The organism is Actinosynnema sp. ALI-1.44 (genome assembly GCF_001984155.1).
In the GTDB taxonomy this organism is placed as follows: domain Bacteria; phylum Actinomycetota; class Actinomycetes; order Mycobacteriales; family Pseudonocardiaceae; genus Kibdelosporangium.
Map to the genome: position 1 here is coordinate 149,041 of NZ_MTQO01000052.1, position 23,980 is coordinate 173,020.

The window sequence follows — 23,980 nt, forward strand, 5'->3', positions numbered from 1 at the left end:
CAGTTGATCTTACATATGTATACGCTCCGTGCATCTTGCAATACTTGCACATGATCCCGGGAGTTGTCCGATGCCCGCGCTCCGCGAACTCATGGACGAGGTCTTCCCCAAGCTGCTCGAGAAGTTCCCCCGCAAGCTGGTGTACTGGCTGTACGGCGTGATCACGACCTACGTGGGGATTGTGTTCGCCGGTGCGGGCGACGTGCTCGGCCTGATCATGATCGGCGCGTCGATCCTCCTGCTCGTCGCGGCCCGGTACTGGGGGCTGCCGCACATCCCCGGTCCGCTGCTCGCGATCGGCGCCCTCGGCGGGTTCTTCCCCGCGTTCATGGTCGGCAAGTACCGGATGTCCGACGACATGCCAACCGGACTGATCCTGGTCGGCTACGTGGTGTTCCTGGTCTGGATGGCGCTCTTCCCGATCCTGCTCGACAAGCTCGACGAGCAGTACCACCTGCGGCAGTTGCCACCCGGGTCCGGGATCACCTCGCTGCCCAAGGCGGACCGGGACGAACGCAGCCAGTACCGCCTCCTGGTGGTCGATCTGTGGGCGGCGACGATCATCATGATCGTCGTCAGCGGCGGCGACTCCCTCGCGGCGCTGCTGTGCGTGTTCGCCCTGATCCGGCAGCGCAGGTGGACCGCCGCGCTCGCCGCGGTGGCGTGTCTGCTCGATCCGGTGCTGTCCTTCGGCTACGGCGGGTTCGAACTGGACCTCGACGTGTTCGCGATCGCCGGCGGGGTGTTCGCGGCCATGGTGTGGTTCAAGGCCTGGCGAACCCCGTGGTGGGACCGGCGGATCCGGGCGGTGCTGGTATGACTGCCGTCCCCGACTGGCTCACCGCCGCGCTGAGCCGGATGAAGATGCCCGACGCGCCCGTCGCCGAGCCGTGGGAGTTCGCCGTGAGCACGCTGATCGGCCAGCGCGTCAAGGTCCCCGGCGCACTCGACCGGTTCGGCGCGGTCCGGATCAGCCGCCAGGAGATCGGCATCGACGCCACGACCGTGCCGTGGGCATCCGTGGTGCAGGTGCGGACCCGGCCGCTGCGTGACGTCATCTCCGGGGCCGTCGGCAGACAGGCGTCGCAAGCCGCGCCGTGGGGAACCCGGTTCGTCGCACGTGCCATCACAACCCGGGCCACGGACGCCGTCGCGGGCCTGTTCCAGATCGCCGACCGGGACGGACCCGCCGGTGCGATGGTGCCGTGTCAGATCATCTACCGCCTGCGCCGCAAGCCGATCGTGATCAACCCGAGCCTCGCCGCGCTCGCTGTGCTGTGTCTGCCCGCGGTGTCCGCCAGCGTGCTGGCGACCGCGCCCGCCGGTGTCCTCCAGCACAGGCCGACCGGTCACTCGACCGGTCACTCGACTCCGGGGCCGTAGATCGTGCGCAGCCAGATCTCGGCGAGCGTGTCCACGATGTCCGCGTCCCACTTCGCCGACCGCTTGGCCATCGACTGGTGGTAGCAGGTGGTCTCGTTCATCAGCACGAGCACCCTGGCCAGTGTTTTCGCCGAGGGCGGGCCCGCGATCGCGAGGCCCGCCCGGCGCTCGCTCTCGATCTGGACCGCGGTCGACCGCATGAACCGCCGGGCGACCTGGTCCCACAGTTCGGCCAGGTGCACGTCCGTCTCACGACCCCGCACCGAGGCACGCAGCACCGGACCGTGTCGCCGCCACAAGGCGACGGTCTCGGTCAACGCGCGGCGCACGGCTGTGCTCGGGGTCTCATCACTGCGCCGGAACCACACGACACCGCCCGCGTATATCTCCCGCAGGACACGTTCGGACAACGCGTACAGCACGGCTTCACGCGACTCGAAGTGGAAGTAGAACGTCGAACGGGAGACCCCGGCGCCGGCCGTCAGCTCGTCGATCGCGATGTCGCGCAGGGATCGCTTGGCCAGCAGCCGTTCCGCAGTGTCCAGAATGGCCTGCGCGGTCAGGTCGCCCTTGCTCGGCCTGCGGGCCTGGTCGTCGTCACCAGGCCGCGTCTGCTCAGGCTGCTGGCGACGGACCGTCATGCCCTCATTCTTGCAAACAGGTGCACGGACTACTGTTGTGCGGGTGACGAAGCCTGAGCAGCCGGACCCGTCCGGTGACGAGATCGAGGTCCGCGTCGCGGCGGACGCCGCACAGCTGCCGATGCTGCGCGCCATCACCTCCGCGGTCGCCATGCGCCAGGACTGCGACCTCGACTCGATCGCCGACCTGAAGATGGCGGTCGACGAGGCGTGTTCGATGTTGGTGCTCAGGGCGATCGCCGGATCGATCCTGACCGTGCGGTTCACCCCGAAGAACGAGATCAAGGTCGTCGCGACGGTGTTGTCGGACAGCGACGACTGGCCCGACACCGGCGCCTTCTCCTGGCACGTGCTGTCCACCCTGACCGACACGCTCGAAGCGGGTGTCGTGCAGGGGCCTGCCGACCCCGGTGGTTTCGTCCTGTGGATCGAGTTCACCAAACGCAACGTGGTGGGCAACGAGTGAACCCGCGCGGCGGTTACGACCACCTCGCCCCGCTGTTCGAAGAGCTCGCCACGTTGCCCGCGGACAGCGCCCAACGGGCACGGATGCGGGAACGGCTGGTCACCGAACACATGCCGGTCGCCGAGCACATCGCGCGCCGGTTCAGCCACCAGGGCGCGCCGCTGGAGGACCTCGCGCAGGTCGCCAGGATCGGCCTGATCAACGCGGTCGACCGGTTCGACCCGCAGCACGGCTCGGACTTCATGTCGTACGCGGTGCCGACCATCATGGGCGAGGTCCGGCGGCACATCAGGGACACCAGCTGGGCCGTGCACGTCCCGCGCAGGCTCAAGGAGCTGCGGCTGTCGATCGGCAGCGCGGTGACCGAGCTGTCGCAGAAGCTCGGCAGGGCGCCGACACCGAGCCAGATCGCCGAGCACCTCGGGATCAGCAGGGAAGAGGTGTTCGAGGGCCTGGAGGCCACGAACGCGCACCACTCGCTGTCGCTGGACTACCTGCTCACCGACGACCCCGACTCGGCGTCATTGGCCGACACGCTCGGCGCCGACGACCCGGAGCTGAGCGTCGTCGACGCCCGTGAGGCGCTGTATCCGCTGATCAAACGGCTGCCGGAGCGGCAGCAGAAGATCATCACGCTGCGGTTCTTCGGCAACCTCACCCAGACGCAGATCGCCGACCGGCTCGGCATCAGCCAGATGCACGTGTCCCGGTTGCTGGCAAAGAGCCTCGACACGCTGCGCGCGAGCCTCTCCAATGACGGCTGACCTGCCGTTACTCAGCCCATTGGGGTTGCGCGATCGGCTGCGGATGGGTACCAAGCCACTATGAGACCCGTTTGGCGAGGTGCCATCTCATTCGGTCTGGTGACCATCGCCGTCCGGATGTTCGGCTCGACCGAGGAGCACGACTTCCGGTTCCACCAGGTCCACCCCGAGGACGGGGGCCGGATCCGGTACAAGCGCGTCTGCGAGATCTGCGGCAACGAGATCGAGTACCGCGACATCGCCAAGGGCTACGAGCTGGAAGACGGCCGGGTGGTGATCCTCACCGACGAGGATTTCGAGAAGCTGCCCGTGTCGACCGACAAGTCGATCCAGGTGCTGGAGTTCGTGCCGACCGAAGAGGTCGACCCGATCTTCTTCCAGAAGACGTACTACCTCGACCCGGACAAGACGGCCGGTCGCCCCTATGTGCTGTTGCGTCAGGCGCTCGAGGACACCGACCGGCACGCGCTGGTCAAGATCACCGTCAGGCAACGCGAGTCGCTCGGCATCCTGCGCGCTCGTGACGACGTTTTGGTTCTGCACACGATCTTCTGGCCGGACGAGATCAGGAAACCCGATTTCGGATTCCTTGATCAAGATCTCGAGGTGCGCCCGCAGGAGCTCAAGATGGCCACCTCGTTGATCGACAACATGTCCGGTTCGTTCAAACCCGAGCAGTTCACCGACGAATACCGCGACGCCATGGCCGAGCTCGTCGCGGCCAAGGCGGACGGCGCTGAACTGCCGGAACGACCGGAAGAAGAAGACACCGGCGACGTGATCGACCTGATGACCGCATTGGAACGCAGTGTCGAACAGACTCGCGCGAAGACCGAGGCCGAGCCGCCGAAGAAGAAGCGCTCTTCGAAGACCAAGTCCGCGTAAGCACTAATAGTGGGCCCCATTCCACGCCGAGTGGTGCGGCATGGAATCCTTAACGCATGAGTTCTGCTTCCGAACCACGCTGGCGACGACTCGAACCAGATGCTCGGCGGGAACAGATCCTCGTCTGTGCTATGCGCCTATTTTCCGAACGCCCGTACCCAGCGGTCTCGACAACGGACATCGCGCAGGAAGCCGGGGTCGCGAGAGGGTTGATCAACCACTATTTCGGCACGAAACGCGATCTTTATCTGGAAGTCGTCCGCCGAATGGTGACTATTCCCAGTTCAGCGCCCCAGGCGTTGCCACCCGGCAGGTTGGAAGAGCGGATCGACGCCAGTGTGAACTGGTTCCTCGACCGGGTGCTGCGGCACAGCAAGACGTGGCTCGTCGCGGTCGGCGGCGTCGGCCACGACCCGGACATCGAACGGATCCTGGCCGAGGCGGACGAGAACGCCGCCGACCGGGTACTGGAGTTCGTCGGACTCACCGACGTGAGCGAGCACCGCGAACAACTACGCGCGATGGTCCGGGCGTACGCGGCGATGGTGAAAGCCGCGGGCCGCGAATGGGTGATGGGCAACCACCTCAACCGCGACCAGGTCCACCTCCTGCTCAGCCAGACCCTGCTCACCCTGGTGCGAGACACGTTCCCGCAGGTCAGGGCAAGGTGACGACCTGCGCGGCGTAGCTGAGGCCCGCGCCGAAGCCGACCAGCAGCGCCAGCGAGTCCCGTTCGACCGCCTTGGCCTCGATCAGCCGCTGCAGGGCGAGGGGGATCGAGGCGGCCGACGTGTTGCCCGACCGCACCACGTCCTGCGCGACGACCGCGTCCGGTGCGCCGATCTTCTTGGCCATGGCGTGGATGATCCGCAGGTTGGCCTGGTGCGGCACGATCGCGGCCAGGTCGCCCGGCTTCACCCCGGCGCGTTCGCACGCGGCGAGCGCGATCGGGTGAACTTCGGTCGTGGCCCAGCGGAACACCGCCTGGCCCTCCATGTGCATGCCGTGCGAGAAGTCGGGGATGCGGATCAGGTCGGCCCCCTGGCCGTCGCTGCCCCACACGACCGGGCCGATCCCCGCGTCGGACGACGGTCCGACCACGGCGGCGCCCGCGCCGTCGCCGAAGATGATGGACGTGCCCAGGTCGGCGGGATCGACCCACGCGGTCATCCGCTCGGTCCCGACGACGAGCACGTACCGCGCGGAACCACTGCGCACCACGTCCGCCGCGACGGTTAACGCGTAGCAGAACCCGGCGCACGCCGCGTTCAGGTCGAAAGCCCCCGCCGTCCGCGCCCCGATGCGGTACGCGACCTCCGACGCGACATCCGGCATCGGCCGTTCGGCACTGCAACTGGCCACGATCACCAGGCCGACGCTCGCCGCGTCGAGACCGGCGTTCTCCAGCGCCTGACGCCCAGCCTCGACCGCCATCTCCTGCACGGTCTCGGCGGCACTGGCCTTGCGCAGCGACACGATGCCCGTGCGCCCCTGTACCCACTCCCCCGTCCGACCGAAGCGCTTGGCCGTCTCCTCGCTGGTGACCACAGTAGACGGCTGGTAGGCACCGAATCCGATGATCCGGGACCCGGCAACCGGCGTGGCCTGCTGAAGGCGCGAAACTTTCACTGCGGAAACTCCACCCATGGTCACACATCCTGGTGGCTACCAATGAGTAAGAGTGTCATCCTCAGGTCTCTGTTTCCGACGGAGCCACACCCGGCGCCATCAATACTGCCAAGTAACTTCTGGCGAATGCCCGAACGGACTCGTCGTCACCCAGCGGAATGCAACTGTCCGGCGTGAGGGTGAACGAGATGGCAAGCCGGACGAAAAGCTCGGCGACACCCGACGGATCCCGCCCGTCAACCGGCTTGTCACCATCCGGGAGCCCTTCCGCATGGCCGACAAGGAAATCACGCGCGACAGCGACCACAAGGCCACCATTGACTGTGAGATACGGCAACAACGCTTCCGGGTCGCTCGCCAGAAGGCGGGTCAGCAACGGGTCGTCCCTGGTGTAGCGCACGCCCACCACAAAGCCTTCCACCAGCCGTTCACGGGCGGTGGGCAAGCCATCCACGGCCGCGGCGATGCTCCCGAAGAACCTCCGGCATTCGCGGATCAGGACGGCTTGGACGAGGACGTCCTTGTTCTCGAAGCGGCGGTACAGGGTGGCACGGGACACACCCGATCGCTTGGCCACCGCGTCCACGTTGGTCCGGCGCAGGCCGTAGTCGAGGAACTCCGCGAGGGCGGCGTCCAGTATCGCTTCACTGGCCGGGTCTTCCTCGCCGTTCTCGAGGACCAGGTTCAGCAGGGCGTTGGGCTCCTCCGCGTTCACGCCGGTGAGCCTAGAACACCTCGTGAGTGTTTATCGGGCCTGGAACACCGATAAACACTCACGAGGGTTTCTCAGTACTGGAAGAAGCCCCGGCCGCTCTTCTTGCCGAGCAACCCGGCGTCCACCATCCGCAGCAACAGTGGTGGCGGCGAGTACAACGGCTCCTTGAACTCGGCGTACATCGACTCGGCGATCGCCTTCGTCGTGTCCAGGCCGATCAGGTCCGTCAGGTGCAGTGGCCCCATCGGGTGCGCGCAGCCGAGGATCATGCCGTTGTCGATGTCGTCCGGCGACGCGAACCCCGATTCCAGCATCCGGATCGCCGACAGCAAATACGGCACCAGCAGTGCGTTCACCACGAAACCCGCGCGGTCCTGTGAGCGGATCACCTGCTTGCCGAGCTTGCCGGTGACGAACTCGTCCGCGCGCGACTGCGTTTCCCGACCGGTCAGCAGGGACGGCACCAGTTCCACCAGTTTCAGGACCGGGACCGGGTTGAAGAAGTGCACACCGATCACCTGCTCGGGGCGATTGGTCGCCATTCCGAGTTTCATGATGGGGATCGACGACGTGTTCGACGCGAAGATCGCGTTCTCGTCCTCGACCACCTTGTCCAACGCGGTGAAGACGTCCGTCTTGATCTGCTCGTTCTCCGCTACCGCTTCCACCGTGAACTGGCGGTCGGCCAGGTCGCCGATGTCGGTGGAAAAGGTGATCCGGCCGAACGCCGCGTCGCGGTCGTCCGCCGAAAGCTTGCCGTTGCGGACGCCCCGGTCCAGTGATTTCTCGATGCGTGCCTTTCCGGCCGCCAGCGCGTCCGGCGACGCTTCCGTCACCTTCACGTCCAGTCCGGAACGGGCGCTCACCTCCGCGATGCCCGACCCCATCAGCCCACACCCGATCACACCCACGCGGCGGATCTCGCTCACGTTCGTCCCTTCGCTGCTCATGGCCTAGACATTACGGCGGTACTGACCGCCGACCTCGAAGAACGCCTCTGTCACCTGTCCGAGGGTGCAGACGCGGGCCGCCGACATCAACTCGGCGAAGACGTTCTCGCCCGAGACGGCCGCGGCGCGCAGCCTGCGCAGCGCCTCCTGCGCTTCCTCGCCGTGCTTGGCCTGGAAGTCGCGGGTCCGGTCGACCTGCGACTTCTTCTCCTCCTCCGTCGCCCTGGCCAGCTCGATCTCGATCGTCTCCGCGCTGCCCGCCTCCGGCAGGAACGTGTTCACGCCGATCAGCGGCAGCGAACCGTCGTGCTTGCGGGTCTCGTAGAGCATCGACTCGTCCTGGATGCGGCCGCGCTGGTAGCCGGTCTCCATCGCGCCCAGCACGCCACCGCGGTCCGACAGCCGGTCGAACTCCGCCAGCACGGCTTCCTCGACCAGGTCGGTCAGCTCGTCGATGATGAACGAGCCCTGCAGCGGGTTCTCGTTCTTCGACAGGCCCCACTCCTTGTTCACGATCAGCTGGATCGCCATCGCGCGGCGGACCGACTGCTCGGTCGGCGTGGTGATCGCTTCGTCGTAGGCGTTGGTGTGCAGGGAGTTGCAGTTGTCGTACAGCGCGCACAGCGCCTGCAGCGTGGTGCGGATGTCGTTGAAGCTCATCTCCTGCGCGTGCAGCGAGCGGCCTGAGGTCTGCACGTGGTACTTGAACTTCTGGGACCGCTCGTTCGCGCCGTAGCGCTCGCGCATAGCGACCGACCAGATGCGCCTGGCGACCCGGCCGATCACGCTGTACTCGGCGTCCATCCCGTTGGAGAAGAAGAACGACAGGTTCGGCGCGAAGTCGTCGATGTGCATCCCGCGTGCCAGGTACGACTCGACGTAGGTGAAGCCGTTGGCCAGGGTGAAGGCCAGCTGGCTGATCGGGTTCGCCCCCGCCTCCGCGATGTGGTAGCCGGAGATCGACACCGAGTAGAAGTTGCGGACCTTCTGCTGGATGAACCACTCCTGCACGTCCGCCATCATCCGCAGCGAGAACTCCGTGGAGAAGATGCACGTGTTCTGGCCCTGGTCCTCTTTGAGGATGTCGGCCTGGACCGTGCCGCGCACGTTCGCCAGCGCCCACGCCGCCAGTTCGGCGTGCTCCTCCTCCGACGGCTCACGGCCGTGCTCCGCACGGAACGCGTCCACGCGCTGGTCGATCGCGGTGTTCAGGAAGTACGCCAGGATCGTGGGCGCCGGGCCGTTGATCGTCATCGACACCGACGTGGTCGGCGCGGTCAGGTCGAAGCCGTCGTACAGCGCCTTCATGTCGTCCAGCGACGCGATGGACACGCCCGACGTGCCGATCTTGCCGTAGACGTCCGGCGGGGTGTCCGGGTCGCGGCCGTAGAGCGTGACGGAGTCGAACGCCGTGGACAGCCGCGTCGCCTCCGAACCCGACGACAGGTACTTGAAGCGGCGGTTGGTGCGGAACGCGTCGCCCTCACCGGCGAACATCCGCGCCGGGTCCTCGCCGTCCCGCTTGAACGGGAAGACACCCGCGGTGAACGGGAACCGGCCGGGCAGGTTCTCCTTGCGCAGGAACCGCAGCACTTCGCCGTCGTCGTCGAACGCGGGCAGCGCCACGCGGCGGATCTTGCTGCCGGACAACGTCTCTCGGATCAGGGGCGTGTGCAGTTCCTTGTCCCTGATCTTCACCACCAGCTCGTCGCCGGTGTAGTCGTCCTTGGTCTTCGGCCAGTCCGCCAGCAGCTCCCTGGCCTCCTGGTCGACCTTCTTCGCCGCGTCGGCGACGAGACCTTCGACATCCTCCGTGGACTTCTCGGCACGGGCGAGCGCGTCCTTGGTCGCCTCGAAGTGGCTCAGCTCGCGCACCGCCGCGACCTGCTGCTCGGTCTTGGCGTGGTAGCCGCGGACGGTGTCGGCGATGTCCGACAGGTAGCGGGCGCGGGACGCGGGCACGACCGTCGCCGCCGAGGTGGAGGTCTTGTGGCCGATCACCGGCAGCGTGCCCTCGGTGATCGACAGCCCCTTCTCGACCAGCTCGTCGCGCAGGTACTGGTACAGCGCGGTCACGCCGTCGTCGTTGAAGGTCGCGGCGCTCGTGCCGAAGACCGGCATGTCCTCCCACGACTTGCCGAACGCCTCGCGGTTGCGCACCATCTGGCGGCCGACGTCACGCCGGGCGTCCTCGGCGCCGCGGCGCTCGAACTTGTTGATCGCCACCGCGTCGGCGAAGTCCAGCATGTCGATCTTCTCCAGCTGCGACGCGGCGCCGAACTCCGGCGTCATCACGTACAGCGAGAAGTCGACGAACGGCACGATCGCCGCGTCGCCCTGGCCGATGCCCGGCGTCTCCACGATGATCAGGTCGAACCCGGCCGCCTTGCACGTGTCGATCACGTCGGCGAGGCCGTCCGGCACCTCCGCTCCGGCCCGGCGCGTGGCCAGCGACCGGAAGAACACGGTCTCACCGTCCACGCTGTTCATCCGGATCCGGTCGCCGAGCAGCGCGCCGCCGCCCTTGCGCCGCGTCGGGTCGATCGCCAGCACCGCGATGCGGACCTTGTCCTGCTGGTCCTGGCGGAACCGGCGGACGATCTCGTCGGTCAACGAGGACTTGCCGGACCCACCGGTGCCCGTGATGCCGAGGACCGGCACCTGGCGGCTGGTGCCGACCGCGTCCTTGCCCGTGAACACCCCGGCCTCGATCTGCGTGATCGCCCGCGCCAGCACGTCCTGCTGACCCGACAGCAGCCCCTCCCACGAGTCGGGCGCCTGGTCGGCCAGGTTGTGGTCGCAGTCCTCGACCATCGTGTTGATCATCTTGGCCAGGCCCATCTGCTGGCCGTCGGCGGGCGAGAAGATGTGCGCGACACCGCGCGAGTGCAGCAGCTCGATCTCGGCGGGCACGATCACGCCACCGCCGCCGCCGAAGACCTTGATGTGCCCGGCGCCCCGCTCGTTGAGCAGCTCGACCAGGTACGAGAAGTACTCGACGTGCCCGCCCTGGTACGCGCTGATCGCCACGCCCTGGACGTCCTCCTGGATCGCGGCCGCGACGACTTCCCTGACCGAGCGGTTGTGGCCGAGGTGGATCACCTCGGCGCCCTGCGACTGCAGGATCCGCCGCATGATGTTGATCGCGGCGTCGTGGCCGTCGAACAAGCTGGCCGCCGTGACGAACCTGACCGGGTTCGCCGGACGGTGCAAAGGCACCTGAGGGGTCATGAGAATAGTTTGACGTCCTACTTTCGGATGGGCAACCTCATGTGGGCCGCGTCTCCCGAAAACATGCTTCCACCTGCGGATCAACGCAGCAGCAAGAACACCACACCGCCCGCGACAGGGCCGAGAAATGACCCGACGATCACCTGAGCGGCCGTGTGGTCGCTCACCCGCACACGGGCCCACGCCACCAACGCGACCAACGGGATCAGCGCGGCAGCCCACCACCCGTAGATCAGGATGACCGTGGCGACCGCGCCGCCCGCGACCGTCGCGTGCAACGACACCTTCCACCACTTGGTGATCACGACGCACACCGCGAGCACCGCGATCATCGACCAACCCAGCGCGACCACGTCCCTCGGCGCGTCGCCCACCAGCAGGATCACCAGCCCCACGACCGCGGACAGCAGGCACATCAGCAACGGGACCGCCCGGCGCTCGCGTTCCCGCACCCAATGGCCGTCCCACTTGCCCTTGCGGGCGCCGCTGACGATGAACGCCATCGGCAACACGCTGAAGAACGCGGCGACCACGAGCGACCACACGAGCGTGGCGACGACCTTGTGCCCGGTCGCGTTCCACGCCACCGCGAACGGCAGGAGCACCACGATCGTGGCGGGCGAGAGCACTTCGGTGACGATCTTGGCCAGCCGGAGCCCAGTCCTGGACCCGGTGTCCGGGGAGTTGTCGTTCTCAGCGATCACGGACGCGATCTTGTCACTCGGGCCGCTCGAGGCGCTGTGGCAGGGGTTCAGGTCAAGGCGCAGGTGGGCAGGTGTCACTCACGGCGCGTGAACTGGTGGTACAGCGGGACGAGGACGTCGATCAACGGCTGCCCGCGCACGTCGATCGCCGGGGCGTCGACGCGGAGCAGCACCAGGTCGGCATTCCGGTCCTCGGGCAGGGCGGGCAGTGGCCCGGTGCCGAAGAAGTCGTCGAACGCCGGTTCCGGCGGGGGCGGCGGCGCGGGCGCTTCCTCCGCGCGGCTGCGGCGCAGCCTGTCCAGCAGTTCGGTCTTGGACCGCCCGCGCCATTCGAAGATCAGGAACGGGTCGTCGTCGAACCGCTCGGCCAGCAGGAAGCACACGGCGGCGACGTGTTTGCACGGCACCGCCCAGTCCGGGCAGCTGCAGTGCATCGGCAGATCCCGGGCGGCGGCGGGGAACAACGGGACGTCCAGCTCGGCGAAGACCTCCTCGATCTCCGACGGCATCTGCCCGGCGAGCAGCTTCGCCGCGAACAGGGCCATGCCTGCCAGCCGTTCGGTGACCAGGTCCCACTGCTGGGGCGACAGCGGCTTGGAGATCAGCTTCACCGCGTACGGCTCCGGCCGGGAGCCCTGCACCTTGGCGATGACCTTGCCTGCCGAGATGTCCAGTGACATCACCTGACCGGCCCGCGCGTACGTCTTGCCCCTGGTCATCCGGCCGCCGAGCTGCAGCTCTTCCAGCACGGTGATGAACCGCTGCGACCACCAGCTGGTCGCCATCTTGCCACGGGTCCGGCGCGCCTTGATGCCGTTCTCGACCTTGATCGGCCCGGTCGACGGGTAGTCCTCCCACCACCTGGCATCGGGTTTGGCATCGTCCGGCACTACGCCACCTCCTCGACCGCGTCCGGGGCGAGCTCGAACAGCTCACGCAGGGCGTTGGTGGACAGCTCCGTCAGCCAGTCCTCGCCGCTGCCGACGACCATCTCCGCCAACGCCTTCTTGCTGCGGATCATCGCGTCGATCCGGTCCTCGACCGTGCCCGCGCAGACGAACTTGCGGACCTGGACATTGCGGCGCTGGCCGATGCGGAACGCGCGGTCGGTCGCCTGGTCCTCCACTGCCGGGTTCCACCAGCGGTCCACGTGCACGACGTGGCTCGCGGCGGTCAGGTTCAGCCCCACACCACCGGCTTTCAGCGACAGCACGAAGATCGGCGGGCCGGCGTCCGACTGGAACCGGTCCACCATCGCGTCCCGCTGCGACTTGGACACGCCGCCGTGCAGGAACAGCACCGGCTGCTCGAACCTGGCGGTCAGGTGCGCCCGCAGCATCTCGCCGAACTCGGCGAACTGCGTGAAGCACAACACCTTGTCCCCTTCGGACAGTGCCTCCTCGAGCAGTTCCTCCAGCCTGGCCAGCTTGCCGGAGCGGCCCGGCATCCGGGACCCGTCCTTGAGCAGGTGCGCCGGGTGGTTGCAGACCTGTTTGAGCCGCGACAGCGTGGACAGCACCAGGCCACGGCGTTCCATGCCCTCGCTGTTCTCGATGCGGTCCATCATGTCCGCGACCACCGCCTGGTACAGCGAGCCCTGTTCGGCGGTGAGCTGGCAGACCTCGGTCATCTCGATCTTGTCCGGCAGGTCGGAGATGATCTGCTTGTCCGTCTTGACCCGGCGCAGGATGAACGGCTGGGTCCGGCGGCGCAACGCCGCCGTGGCGGCCTGGTTCTTGTCGCGTTCGATCGGCACGGCGAACTTGCTGCGGAACGCGCTCGCCGGGCCGAGCAGGCCGGGGTTGGCGAACTCCATCACCGACCACAGCTCGGCCAGCCGGTTCTCCACCGGCGTCCCGGTCAGCGCGATCCGGTGCGCGGCAGGCAAAGCACGCACCGCCCGCGCCTGCTTCGACGCGGAGTTCTTGATGTTCTGCGCCTCGTCGAGCACGACCCGGTGCCAGCCGAGCTCGGCCAGTTCCCCGGTGTCCCGGGAGACCACGCCGTACGTCGTGATCACCAGGTCGGACTCGGCGACCTTGGCGGCGAGGTCGCCACCGCCGACCCGGCCCGCGCCGTGGTGGACGTACACCCGCAGGTCCGGCGTGAACCGCGCGGCCTCCCGCTGCCAGTTGCCGACCACGGACATCGGGCACACCAACAGGTTCGGCCCGGTCCCCTCGGCGGCGAGCAGCGCGAGCAGCTGCACGGTCTTGCCCAGCCCCATGTCGTCGGCCAGGCACCCGCCGAGCCCCAGCCTCGACAGGAAACTCAGCCACGCCAGCCCGCGTTCCTGGTACGGCCGCAGCACCGCGGTGAAACTGTCCGGAGTGGACACCGGGGCCAGCTGGTCGTCGACGCGGCCCGTGAGCACGTCACCCAGCCAGCCGTCCGCGACGACATCGGTGACCGGCACGTCCACGCCCTGCTCGGCCAACGCGGAGTCGGCCTGCAGCAGGTCACGCGCGGTCATCTCGCCCTCACCGGACCGCTCGAGGAACGTCAGCGCCCGCCGCAGCCTGGCGTTGTCCAGCTCGACCCACTTGCCGCGCAGCCGCACCAGCGGCGCCTTCGCCTTGGCGAGCTCGGCGATCTCGGTCTCGGTGAGCTCGTCCTCGCCGACGGCGATCTTCCACTGGTAGTCGAGGATCTCGTTGAGCCCCATACCGCCCTTGACGACCGCGCTCTGCCCCTGTTTCGACGAACTCGCCTTGAGCTTCAGGCCGAGCTCCGGGCCGCGCTGCAACGCCGACGGCAATTGCACGCCGAACCCCGCCATCGTCAGCGCGTTCGCCGACTGGCGCAGAAACCGGTACGCCCCTTGCGGATCCGTGTGCAACTCGGCCGGAGTGCTGACCCGCAGCGCCGCGTCCAGCTCCGGGTACACCCGGCTCGCCCTGCCCAGCCCGGCGAGCAGCACCTCCTCCGGGTGTTCGGCGTACCGGGACAGCAGCGTGGCAGCGCCTGACCGCTGCCACACGTCCCGTGCGCTCGCCGTCAGACTGGGGTCGGCCGTCGACTGCAGGAGGAACTCCACACGCCAGTCCTCGCCGTCGTCCTCAGGCAGGGCAAGCCGGAAACACGTCCGCAACGGGCCCGCGGGCGGCGCGGCCGACCGGTGCCACGACCGGAGTTCCCCGCCGAGACCGCCCAGGTCACCGTCGACCACAGCGTCCTGTGTGGTCAGTGCGCGCACCCACCGCTGAGCGGCCGTCGGGCTCTCGGCTGCGGGGATCTCGGCGAGACGGTCCCGCACGATCGCGTCCGTCAACGCCGTCAGCACGAACGGAACCAGGTCATCCCGGCCGTCACGGACCACCGCGGGCGTCGCCTTGTCCAACGCCCTGGCATGCTCGGCCTCGTCGCCGGTCAACTGCGGTATCCATCGCGCATGCCCGGCCACCAGGCCCGGCAGGACCTGCCCGCGGTCGGCCAACGCCACCGCGAACCGAGCGACCGCGGCCATCCACCGCCAGGAACCGCTCGGCGTCTCCGGGGGCTCCTGACCGAGCAGCCGAACGGCTTCGCCGGGAGTCAACGACAACGCGTTCACGGTCCACGGCGCCAGTTTCAGCTTCTTGGGCCTGCCCGCGGCAGGCCGCACGAGCTCAGGCGCGGCGACCGGCCCCGCACTCGACGAAGGCAGCTGGAGCGTGAACGTGCACTCGTCACCGGCGTCGAAGACCTTCCGAAGGGTTTCCACCGAGGCGCCGAACGGGTGCTTCTTCGGTCTGACACCGGGTTTCGCTGTGCCGGACAGCGTCGCGTCCTCCGCCCACACGCACACGCCACCGGTCGCGGACCACGTAGCGTGCACGACAAGCATGCCGGAGACCATATAAGGCCCCACCGACAAGATCACCAGGTGCTAGGACTTGCGGCGGGCGTTGCGCAGCTCGACGGCCAGGACGGCGGCTTGCGTCCTGCGCACCATGCCGAGCTTGGACAGCAGGTTCGACACGTAGTTCTTCACGGTCTTCTCAGCGAGGTTCAACTGGGCGGCGATCTGCCGGTTCGTCAGGCCGTACCCGATCTGCTCGAGCACCTTGCGCTCCTGCTCGGTGAGCTCCGCCACCCGGTCGGCCGCCGGGCGCCCACGCAGCCGGGTGACCATCTCGGTGACCGTGGCGGGGTCAAGCAACGACCCGCCCATCGCCACGATCCTGATCGCACGCAGCAGATCACCCGCATTGGCCTCTTTGAGCACGTATCCTGCGGCACCCGCCATCACCGACTCGAACAACGCCTGGTCGTCAGAGTAGGACGTGAGCATCAGGCAAGTCAGGTCCGGTATCGCGGCACGCAGGTCACGGCACACCTGGACACCGTCGCCGTCAGGCAGACGCACATCCAACACAGCTACATCCGGCTTCAACACCGGCACCGTGGCCAACGCCTCCGCTGCCGTGGACGCCGCACCGACCACGGTCATATCCGAGTTGTCGTTGATCAGAGTCTTGAGTGCATCAAGCAGAAGTACGTGGTCGTCCAGCAGGAACACGGAGATCGGCTTGGCCCTCGTGCTGCGTGGCGGTGGTTCGTTCCCGCCGACGTCGGCCAGGCGGAGCAGCTTCTCGACATGGCTGTAACCGCCACGACCGGTTCGCCCCGGCTCGGCATTCCGGGTCGCCTCGGCCTTGGACACCCGTTGCCACAGCAGTTCCCACTCGTGGACATCGCCGCCGCAGGCTTCGACAAAGGCACGCACGACCGGCCATGACGGCAGATTCACACCGGCGGCCGCCTGGGACAACACCGACGCCGAATAGTGTGTGCGCGCGGACATTTCGCGGTACGACAACCCGCCGGCGTCAGCGCGCAACTCCCGTAGCCGAGCGGCCAGAAAGGCCCGTGGCCCCTGGCTTTCGTCGATCGGGTTCTCGCGTCGTGGCACTTCCACCCCACCATCTCCCGGTTCCGGATCACGCGATCCGGAACCGGGAGACACTCATCGGGCCGCGGCCCGGCCGGACGCGGTGCTGATCCGCGCGCCGATCGCTGCCGTCACGGCGGTGGCCAGCGCGGCCACCGGACCGTAGCCACCGGCGACGAGCACCTCGACGTAGCAGGCGATCCCCGCGAAGGTGACCAACTGGAACGCGGGCGGGACCAGGTTTTGCCAGTACTGCGGCGAAACCTCTCGTGTCCGCGCGCGCCGAAATGGGTCTGTCAAGGGCGGGACCTCCTATACCGCTACCGGGATGGGACAGCGGAGCCGCGACGCGAGAGGGGTTCTCCCGGCGAGTAGGCGCTCACCGGGCCTCCGCGTCAGGCTCCGTCATCGCCCATCATCCCGCACGGCACGGCCCGACACCAGGGTTTGCGAGGTTTGTTCGGTTGATTGGAGACGTTGGTCCCTGGCCAGGATCCGCATGTGACGGTCAAGAAATCCCGGGGAGGCCGATCCGGGCAGGTCAGGCGTTGTTCGGCGGTTTCGGGACCTTGGCCCCTACACCCGACCGCACCCGGCAGATGATCCTGTGCGTGGAGCGAGGCACCGTTCTACCGGGATGGGCATCGACTCTCGCGGTCTCCTGTAGGCGCAGGAGGCCGCTTTTTCGTGCTTTCACGATACCGGCCGGGCGGCTCAAGGGCGTGGGCCGGCGACACCTCCAGCAAGCCGCCGGACCACGCGACAGCGACAGCGGCGGACCCAGGCTAAGTCGCCCGCGTACAGCGGTCCGTACAGTTGGACCGGTAGTCATTGGGCGTGCGCGGACAGTACTTCTTCGAGCATCGGGTCACGGCGCGTCGACGGCGCCGCGAACAGTTCGAACGCCCGCCGCCGGTCCTGTCCCGCGGCCGCCACGTCGCCCAGCGCCGTCCTCGCCCTCGCCAGTTGCCTCGCCGACGCGGCCTGCCCGTAGTCGTCCTCGATCTGGACGGTCAGCCGTTGGGCCCGTAGCGCGTCGTTGAGCGCGTTGCGGGGCTCGTCCTCACGCAGCCAGATCTCCGAACGGCACAACAACGCTTCCCACTCGTCGTCGCGGTTGCCCATCCGACGGCACGCGGCCAGACCGGCGTCCAACGTGCGCAACGCCTCGCCACGGTCGTCCATCAGGCAGTACGCCCGGCCGAGCGCGACCAGCGTGATGCTCTCACCGATCCGGTCGCCGCCGCGGCGGCGCATCGCCAGGCACTCGTTGAGGCAGTCGACGGCTTCGGTGTGCTTGCCCAGCCTGAGCAGGACCTCACCCAGGTTGTGCCGCACGACGGCCAGCTTCGGCGACCCCTCTTCGGCCAGCAACGCGATGCCTTCGGTGAAGTAGTCGTGCGCGCGGTGCAGGTCACGCGTCCACATGCACAACCAGCCGAGGTTGTGCAGCGCGAGCCCTTCGCCCTCGCGGTCACCGAGTTCACGCCAGATCCGCAGTGCCCGGGTCATGCATTCCCGCGCGGACGACACCCGTCCGGCCCGGTACTCGATCGTGGCGTGGATGCCCAGCATCGCCGCCTCACCGCGGCTGTCGTCGTCGCGCCGCGCGACGTCCAGCGCGAGCCGGGCCAACGCCGCCAGCTCACGCCAGTGGCTGCGTTTCGTCGCCAACGCACGGACCGCCGTGACCAGGTCGACGGTGAACCGGGCGATCGCGGGTTCACGCTCGGCCGCCTGCGTCGCCACGGCCACCAGGCACGGCATTTCCGCGTCGAACTGCTCGATCCCGGCGCTCGCGCACATCGTGCGATACCACCCCAGTGCGCGCTGCAACGCGTACGTGCGCTCGGTCGCCGGGTCGGTCTCGGCGGCCAGTTCGGCCGCATACAGCCGGAGCAGGTCATGGGTGCGGAACCGGCCGCCGGGGACCGGGTCGAGCAGCCGGACCTCGACCAGCCGGTCCAGCGCGCGTTCGGCACGCGGTTCGTCCACATCGAGCAGAACCGCCACCAGTTCGACGCCGACCTCGGGCACACCGAGCACGCCGAGCAGTCGGAAAGCCCTCGCCGCCAGCACAGCCGTGACGTCGGCGCCGAGGGATTCGTAGCCGACCGAGAAACACGCCCGCACACCGAGGTCCGCGACGCGCAGCTCGTCCAGCGTGCGGCGCCGGTCGGCCAGCCGCGCACCGAACTGCGCGAGCGACCAGTCCGGGCGGCTGGCCAGCCGCGCGCCCGCGATCCGCAACGCCAGCGGATGCCCGCCGCATGACCTGGTGATGTCGTCGGCCGCACCGCGCTGGGCCATGACCCGATCGTCACCTGCCAGCTTTCCCAGCAGCCGCACCGAATCCCCGTCGTCGAGCACACCGACCGCGATCTGCCGCGCGTCCACAGTGGTCAACGCGACCCTGCTGGTGATCATCACCGCGCAGTCCCGGTTGGCCGGCAGCAACGGCGTCACCTGGCCGGCGTCGGCGGCGTTGTCCAGCACCACCAGCATCGTCCGGGACGCCAGCAGCGACTGGTAGCGGGCGGCTGCCTCACCCGGGTCGACGGTCAGCTCATCCGGCGGCACCCCGAGCGCGCGCAGGAACCGGCCGATCACCTCGGCGGGATCGAGCTGGCGCAGGCCGGGACTCGATCCCTGCAGGTCCACGTACAGCTGACCATCCGGGTAACGGCGGGCCACGGCGTGCGCGGCCTTCAACGCGATCGTGGACTTGCCCAGCCCGCCAGGCCCGTGCAGTGCCACCACACCACCAGCGGACGCCAGCTCGATCTCGGTTTGCCTGCCCACGAACACCACGGGCTCCGGCGGCAGCTGGCGGGGCACGACCGGCTCGGCCCGGCTGGGTGACAACGCCGGGTCACGCCGAAGCACCTGCTCGTGCAGCCGGCTGAGCTCCGGTCCGGGATCGATCCCCAGCTCGTCGGCGAGCGTCCGGCGAGCCGACTGGTAGGCGTCCAACGCACCCGGCACGTCCCCCGAGCGGTACAGCGCGAGCACGAGCTGGCTGTGCAGGCGTTCCCGCAACGGGTGCTGCCTGATCCAGCCACGCAACCGGGCCGTGACCTCCGCGTGCCCACCCGTCGCGAGCTGGACTTCCGCGTAGTCCTCGGCGACCGCGAGGTACTGCTCGGTGAGCCGGGCGACGGTCTCGCCGAGCACCGGGCCGAGCGGCACACCACTGGCGGCCGGTCCACGCCACAGGCCCAGTGCCTCGCCGAAGGCCTGGGCGGCCGTGCCGAGGTCGGACCGGATCAGCGCCAGCCTGCCCTTGGTGGCGAGGTCCTCGAAGACGGGCACGTCGAAGTCACCGGGCTCGATGTCGAGCTGGTAACCCGACCGCGAGGTCACCAGCAGCTCCTCGCTGGGCAGCAACCGGCGCAGCTGCATCACGTACCCACGCAGGTTCGGCGCGGCCGAACGCGGCGGCTGCTCACCCCACACCTCGGCGATCAGGGTGTGCGCTGGAACCGTGCGCCCGGCGTTGACCAGCAGCATCGCGAGTACGGTGCGCTGTTTGTCCGCGGCGATCGGGGTGTCGTCGATCTCCAGTGCGCCGAGCAGCCGAAACCTCATGGCACCAGGACACCCGCTGGAACTCGCCGCATCCGCGCAGTGTGTCGATGTCCCCGCTGTCCGGTCAAGGGGGCGCCGCAGGGCACCGGTGGTTGTACAAATACGGGTATGAGCAAGCCGTCAGCGCGGACCCCGACCCTCGAGGACGTCGCGAGGGTGGCCGGGGTGTCCCGCGCGACGGTGTCCCGCGTGATCAACGGCATCCGGAACGTGGACAGCGAGATCCAGGAGACGGTCCGCGAGGCGATCCGGGCAACCGGCTACGCGCCCAACCAGGCAGCCCGCTCGCTGGTGACCCGCAGGGCAGGCACGATCGTGCTGGTGATGGCGGGTGCGCCGGGCGAAGGAGAGGAGTTCGCCACCCAGGTGTTCGGCGACCCGTTCTTCGGCCGGGTGGCCGGTGGAGTGGTGAACTTCCTGCGCAACCACGGCATCCACCCGGTGCTGATGCTGGCGGAGACGGGCGAGGCCCGGACCGAGGTGATCGACTTCCTGCGGCGGGGCAACGCGGACGGCGCGCTGCTGGTCTCGACCCACCCGGAGGACCCGCTGCCCAGACTGCTGATCGACGCGGGACTGCCCGCGGTGCTGTTCGCCCGCCCGGCACGCCCCGTCCCGATCAGCTACGTGGACACGGCCCACCAGGCAGGAGCGGAACTGGCCGCAGACCACCTGGTCAGCCGAGGCAGGACGAAGGTGGCCACCATCTGCGGCCCACTGGACGTCCCGGCGGCCCAAGCACGGCTGGCCGGGTTCCAGCAGGCCATGGACAGGCACGGGTACCCGTACATCCCGATCGCCGAGGGCGACTTCACCCAGCAGAGCGGCGAGACGGCGATGGCGCGGCTGCTCACCGAACACCCCGACTTGGATGGTGTGTTCGCGGCCAACGACCTGATGGCTCATGGGGCTGTGCTCGTGCTGCAGAAGAATGGTCGTCGTGTCCCTGAGGACGTGGCGGTGGTCGGCTACGACAACAGCCCGCCCGCGCTGGCTTCCCGGCCGCGACTGACCACAGTGGTCCAGCCGGTTGAGGAGATGGTGGCGGAGATGGCTCGGATTCTGCTTGACCGGATCGAGTCTCCCGAGCAGGCTCCTCGGTCCGTCGTCTTCGATCCCGCTCTGGTTGTCCGGGAGTCGACGTGAAGAAGACGCCGGAGGAAGCCCCGATACTCCCTCCGGCGTCAGGAATGACGACCGCCCTACTCGTCCGAGTAATCCCTCGCGGAAACCCGCCGCAGAACGGGCCCGCAGGCGGCAGCGGCCATCAAAGCCACGACAAGCCCCAGCACCACAGGCGTGATGATCCACAGGTTGAGCTGCAGACTCCCCTTGATCAAGGTGAGCAGCCCCGCCCCGACGAGCACACCGGCGACCCCGGCGCCCACAGTGGCCACCAGCGCGGGCAACATCGCCTCTCGCCGCAGTGCCTTGGTGAGCACCTTCACCGGCGTCCCCGCGGCGATCAGCGCACCGAACGTCCTGCGCCTGTCGACCACCGAACCCGCGGCAGCGACACCGGCGCTCACTCCACCGAGGACGGTCGCGATGCTCAGGCCCAGCAGCGTTGCCCGCCGGAGGTCGCCGGTCAGGGTATCCGCCCGGCCGTCGTACCGTTCGTTGCTGTACACCGACACGCCCGGCAAGTTGCGGACAACCGCGGTGTGCACCACGTCGGCGTTGGCCGGTGTGGTCACCACGGCCACGGTGTCCATCGCTTCCGGGCCGAAGCCGAACACCGCGGGGTCCACGACGAACCCGTGGTAGCCGACCGGCTCGTACTCCCGGATCTCTGTTCCCTTCGGCAACGACATCGGCTTGGTGTCACGCATGGCCCTGTTCCCATAGGGTGTGAACTTCAGCGTCGAAGCGTCAACGGCGGTTCCCTGGGGAACGTAGACGGCCGGTCCCGGGCGGCACCCCTCGATCCGGCCGCCGAGCACCTTGGCGACGTCGGCGCAGTTGATCACCATCGCCGAGAAGCCGCGGTCGCTGCCCGCCACGTCGAACCCGCCTCCGCCGATCTCCACGACCGACGCGTCACCGGCACCACGCGCGGCGAGGTCTGCCTTCAGGTCGCTGATCTGCTCCGTGCTGTGCCCGGCACCCTCGGCGACGAACACGCCGTCACGCCATTTGCCTGAGCTGTAACCGATCTGGTCCTCCACGCTGGGGAACATGGCCAGTGCCATGGATCCCGCGAAGACCGCGAGCACCACCCCGGCTGACGCGCGGAACGCGGCCTTGGGGTCGTCGCGCAACCTGCGCCCGGCCAGCAGGGTCGCCGGCGAGCGCCAGTTGGCCGTGAAGACCTTGCCGAGCAACGACGTCACCAGTGGGCCCGCGAACACCAGCGACACCGCGACCGCGGCGATCCCGAACAGGACCACGTACATCGCGGTGTCCTCGCCGCCGACTTTCGCCGCGCCCAGTGCGACGACGAAAACCAGGGCGGCGCCGACGAGCCAGAGCAGCCGTGCCACGTTCGGCTGGCGCTTGGTCTGCTGTTGCGCCGCACCCAGCGGCCTGCTCACCGCGCGCCGCAACCCGAGCACAGCGGCGCCGACGACCAGAAGTGGCCCCAGGATCAGCACTCCGGCGCTCAGCGGACCGGACGGCGTCCAGTCCGACGGATACCAGTCACCACCGTCCCACGGGATCAGCGCGACCAGTTCCCGCAGCGGGAACGACAGCGCCACACCGAGAACGGCACCGCCGATCGCGGCGATGGCGGTCTCCGCGGCGGTCATGGAGATCACTTGCTGCGGTGTCGCGCCTGCCAGTCGCAGTGCAGCCAACCGGCGCTCGCGGCGGGCCGCCGTCAGCCTCGCGGCCGACGCGACCAGCACAAGACACGGCGCGATCAGCACGACGATGCCGATCTGGCTGAGCACGACCAGCAGCGAGTTGATCGACCCCGGCTGTCCCGACGGCGTCAGCCCGGGGCGCGGTGTCCCGGTCGGCATCTCCTTGGCGTCGTGCCCGACGATCGCGACCAGTTCGTCCGGGTACAACAGCGCCTGGGGCCCGATCGTCCCGATCACCTTGCCCTTGAACCGGTCAGCCAGCTGTGCGGCCGGTTTCTCCGCCGCCAGCTTGGCCAACGCGGGCGACAGCAGCACTTCGTCCGGCCCCGGCACCTTCGGGATCCCGGCCGCGACAGGCGGGTCCGGCTTGAGCGCGGCGACGTCGAAGCGCTGGATCTGCTGCTGACCGACGTTGTCGCGGGTCTGACTCGCCAGAACCGCCGCGTTGGTCTTCGCCTCCTCGAAACTCGCCTCAGTGCTGTAGAACGGCTGGCGCCACGTCGCCCGGTCCGCACGGGACTGCAGGGCGTCCGGAACCGTTGCCAGCCACAGCACCAGTGTCACCCCGACCGCGACACCGACAGCTGTGAAGATGGCCGACAAGCGGCTCCGGGAGTCGCCCCGCAGCACACGCAACGCGAGCTGGACGGGGTTCATGCCGCCGCTCGCACTGCGATCAGGCCGTCGCGCATCTCGATGATCCGTTGCGCCCGATTCGCAACGGACTCGTCGTGCGTCACGATGACGACGGCCGCGTTCGTCTCCCGCGCGGCGGTCAGCAGCGCGCTGATCGTCTCCTGGCCGGTGCGGGTGTCCAACGCCCCGGTCGGCTCGTCCGCGAAGATCACCCGCGGGCTGTGTGCCAGCGCGCGGGCGATCGCCATGCGCTGCATCTGCCCACCGGACACCTCACCCGGCCTGCGGGTGGACAGGCCACCGAGGCCGAGGCGCACCAGCCACTCCCTCGCGGCGGCGATGCCCTTGTCCCGCGGGGTGCCCGCGAGCAGCATCGGCAGTGCGACGTTCTCCTCCGCGGTCAACTCCGCGACCAGCATCCCCGACTGGAACACGAACCCGAACTCCGTGCGGCGGAGCTTGCTGCGCTCGGTCTCCGACATCCGGGTGATCGGCTCACGGCCGACGAACACCTCACCGCCGTCGGCGGGCAGGATTCCGGCGAGCACGTGCAGCAGGGTCGACTTCCCCGACCCCGACGGCCCGACGATGGCGACCACTTCGCCTGTCCCGATGGTGATGTCCACCCCGGCGAGCGCGGTCACGTCGCCGTAGCGCTTCACCACGCTCCGTCCCGCCAGAATCGGCTCTGTCACCGTTCCTCCTCAT

20 protein-coding genes are annotated in these 23,980 nt (G+C 68.5%); 7 read left to right on the forward strand and 13 right to left on the reverse strand.

The window, feature by feature from the left end:
• The first annotated feature begins 70 nt into the window (after window positions 1–70).
• Window positions 71–820, forward strand: coding sequence for a hypothetical protein (locus ALI144C_RS38605; protein WP_076992193.1), 750 nt, complete (start codon window positions 71–73; stop codon window positions 818–820).
• Window positions 817–1,383 carry a hypothetical protein gene (locus ALI144C_RS38610; protein ID WP_076992194.1) on the forward strand — a complete coding sequence of 189 codons (567 nt, stop codon included), beginning with the start codon at window positions 817–819 and terminating at the stop codon, window positions 1,381–1,383. The genes ALI144C_RS38605 and ALI144C_RS38610 overlap by 4 nt, the downstream gene beginning before the upstream one ends.
• On the opposite strand, the gene ALI144C_RS38615 is transcribed toward ALI144C_RS38610, so the two are convergent.
• The gene (locus tag ALI144C_RS38615) at window positions 1,362–2,024 is read right to left on the reverse strand and encodes a TetR/AcrR family transcriptional regulator (RefSeq protein ID WP_076992195.1); all 663 of its coding nucleotides are present in this window, start codon (window positions 2,022–2,024) and stop codon (window positions 1,362–1,364) included. The genes ALI144C_RS38610 and ALI144C_RS38615 overlap by 22 nt on opposite strands.
• 43 nt (window positions 2,025–2,067) lie before the next feature.
• On the opposite strand from ALI144C_RS38615, the gene ALI144C_RS38620 reads away from it, so the two are divergent.
• Genes ALI144C_RS38620 through ALI144C_RS38635 form a run of 4 tightly spaced genes read left to right on the forward strand, consistent with a single transcriptional unit; the run spans window position 2,068 to window position 4,810 of the window.
• On the forward strand, window positions 2,068–2,490 hold the full coding sequence (locus ALI144C_RS38620; protein ID WP_168211459.1) for an ATP-binding protein: 423 nt from the start codon (window positions 2,068–2,070) through the stop codon (window positions 2,488–2,490).
• Window positions 2,487–3,254, forward strand: a complete 768-nt coding sequence (locus ALI144C_RS38625; RefSeq protein WP_076992197.1) for a SigB/SigF/SigG family RNA polymerase sigma factor — start codon at window positions 2,487–2,489, stop codon at window positions 3,252–3,254. Before ALI144C_RS38620 ends, ALI144C_RS38625 begins: the two co-directional genes overlap by 4 nt.
• Window positions 3,255–3,314: 60 nt before the next feature.
• Entirely contained in the window at window positions 3,315–4,139 is an 825-nt protein-coding gene (gene ku / locus ALI144C_RS38630) for a non-homologous end joining protein Ku (protein WP_076992198.1), read from the forward strand.
• A gap of 56 nt (window positions 4,140–4,195) precedes the next feature.
• The gene (locus ALI144C_RS38635) at window positions 4,196–4,810 is read left to right on the forward strand and encodes a TetR/AcrR family transcriptional regulator (RefSeq protein WP_076992199.1); all 615 of its coding nucleotides are present in this window, start codon (window positions 4,196–4,198) and stop codon (window positions 4,808–4,810) included.
• Here ALI144C_RS38635 and ALI144C_RS38640 read toward each other — a convergent pair.
• The 10 genes from ALI144C_RS38640 to ALI144C_RS38685 form a co-directional block, all read right to left on the reverse strand.
• A complete protein-coding gene (locus tag ALI144C_RS38640; RefSeq protein WP_330359639.1) occupies window positions 4,797–5,768 on the reverse strand; it encodes a beta-ketoacyl-ACP synthase III in 972 nt (323 codons plus the stop codon). The two genes, ALI144C_RS38635 and ALI144C_RS38640, sit on opposite strands and share 14 nt — an antisense overlap.
• Window positions 5,769–5,829: 61 nt before the next feature.
• Window positions 5,830–6,483 (reverse strand): TetR/AcrR family transcriptional regulator, encoded by a 654-nt coding sequence (locus ALI144C_RS38645; RefSeq protein WP_076992200.1) that lies wholly within the window; start codon window positions 6,481–6,483, stop codon window positions 5,830–5,832.
• Window positions 6,484–6,554: 71 nt separating this feature from the next.
• Window positions 6,555–7,412 (reverse strand): 3-hydroxybutyryl-CoA dehydrogenase, encoded by an 858-nt coding sequence (locus tag ALI144C_RS38650; RefSeq protein ID WP_193441268.1) that lies wholly within the window; start codon window positions 7,410–7,412, stop codon window positions 6,555–6,557.
• A gap of 24 nt (window positions 7,413–7,436) precedes the next feature.
• Window positions 7,437–10,664: a fused isobutyryl-CoA mutase/GTPase IcmF gene (gene icmF, locus ALI144C_RS38655; RefSeq protein WP_076992202.1), complete on the reverse strand. Its 3,228-nt coding sequence runs from the start codon at window positions 10,662–10,664 to the stop codon at window positions 7,437–7,439.
• Window positions 10,665–10,744: 80 nt separating this feature from the next.
• Window positions 10,745–11,368, reverse strand: a complete 624-nt coding sequence (locus ALI144C_RS38660; protein WP_076992776.1) for a hypothetical protein — start codon at window positions 11,366–11,368, stop codon at window positions 10,745–10,747.
• Window positions 11,369–11,442: 74 nt separating this feature from the next.
• Window positions 11,443–12,258: an SWIM zinc finger family protein gene (locus ALI144C_RS38665; RefSeq protein WP_076992203.1), complete on the reverse strand. Its 816-nt coding sequence runs from the start codon at window positions 12,256–12,258 to the stop codon at window positions 11,443–11,445.
• Window positions 12,258–15,194, reverse strand: a complete 2,937-nt coding sequence (locus tag ALI144C_RS38670) for a DEAD/DEAH box helicase (RefSeq protein ID WP_076992777.1) — start codon at window positions 15,192–15,194, stop codon at window positions 12,258–12,260. Before ALI144C_RS38670 ends, ALI144C_RS38665 begins: the two co-directional genes overlap by 1 nt.
• 42 nt (window positions 15,195–15,236) lie before the next feature.
• Window positions 15,237–16,262, reverse strand: coding sequence for a response regulator (locus tag ALI144C_RS58770; protein WP_168211460.1), 1,026 nt, complete (start codon window positions 16,260–16,262; stop codon window positions 15,237–15,239).
• Window positions 16,263–16,316: 54 nt separating this feature from the next.
• Window positions 16,317–16,541 carry a hypothetical protein gene (locus ALI144C_RS54920; protein ID WP_143231131.1) on the reverse strand — a complete coding sequence of 75 codons (225 nt, stop codon included), beginning with the start codon at window positions 16,539–16,541 and terminating at the stop codon, window positions 16,317–16,319.
• Between the two features lie 528 nt (window positions 16,542–17,069).
• Window positions 17,070–19,829 (reverse strand): AfsR/SARP family transcriptional regulator, encoded by a 2,760-nt coding sequence (locus ALI144C_RS38685; protein ID WP_076992204.1) that lies wholly within the window; start codon window positions 19,827–19,829, stop codon window positions 17,070–17,072.
• 108 nt (window positions 19,830–19,937) lie between these two features.
• Between ALI144C_RS38685 and ALI144C_RS38690 the strand changes: the two genes are divergently transcribed.
• A complete protein-coding gene (locus ALI144C_RS38690) occupies window positions 19,938–20,975 on the forward strand; it encodes a LacI family DNA-binding transcriptional regulator (RefSeq protein ID WP_076992205.1) in 1,038 nt (345 codons plus the stop codon).
• Window positions 20,976–21,031: 56 nt separating this feature from the next.
• Here the strand turns inward: ALI144C_RS38690 and ALI144C_RS38695 are convergent, their stop codons facing one another.
• Together ALI144C_RS38695 and ALI144C_RS38700 are read right to left on the reverse strand one after the other, a co-directional pair.
• On the reverse strand, window positions 21,032–23,293 hold the full coding sequence (locus ALI144C_RS38695) for an FtsX-like permease family protein (RefSeq protein WP_076992206.1): 2,262 nt from the start codon (window positions 23,291–23,293) through the stop codon (window positions 21,032–21,034).
• Window positions 23,290–23,967, reverse strand: coding sequence for an ABC transporter ATP-binding protein (locus ALI144C_RS38700; protein ID WP_076992207.1), 678 nt, complete (start codon window positions 23,965–23,967; stop codon window positions 23,290–23,292). Before ALI144C_RS38700 ends, ALI144C_RS38695 begins: the two co-directional genes overlap by 4 nt.
• Between the last annotated feature and the right edge of the window lie 13 nt (window positions 23,968–23,980).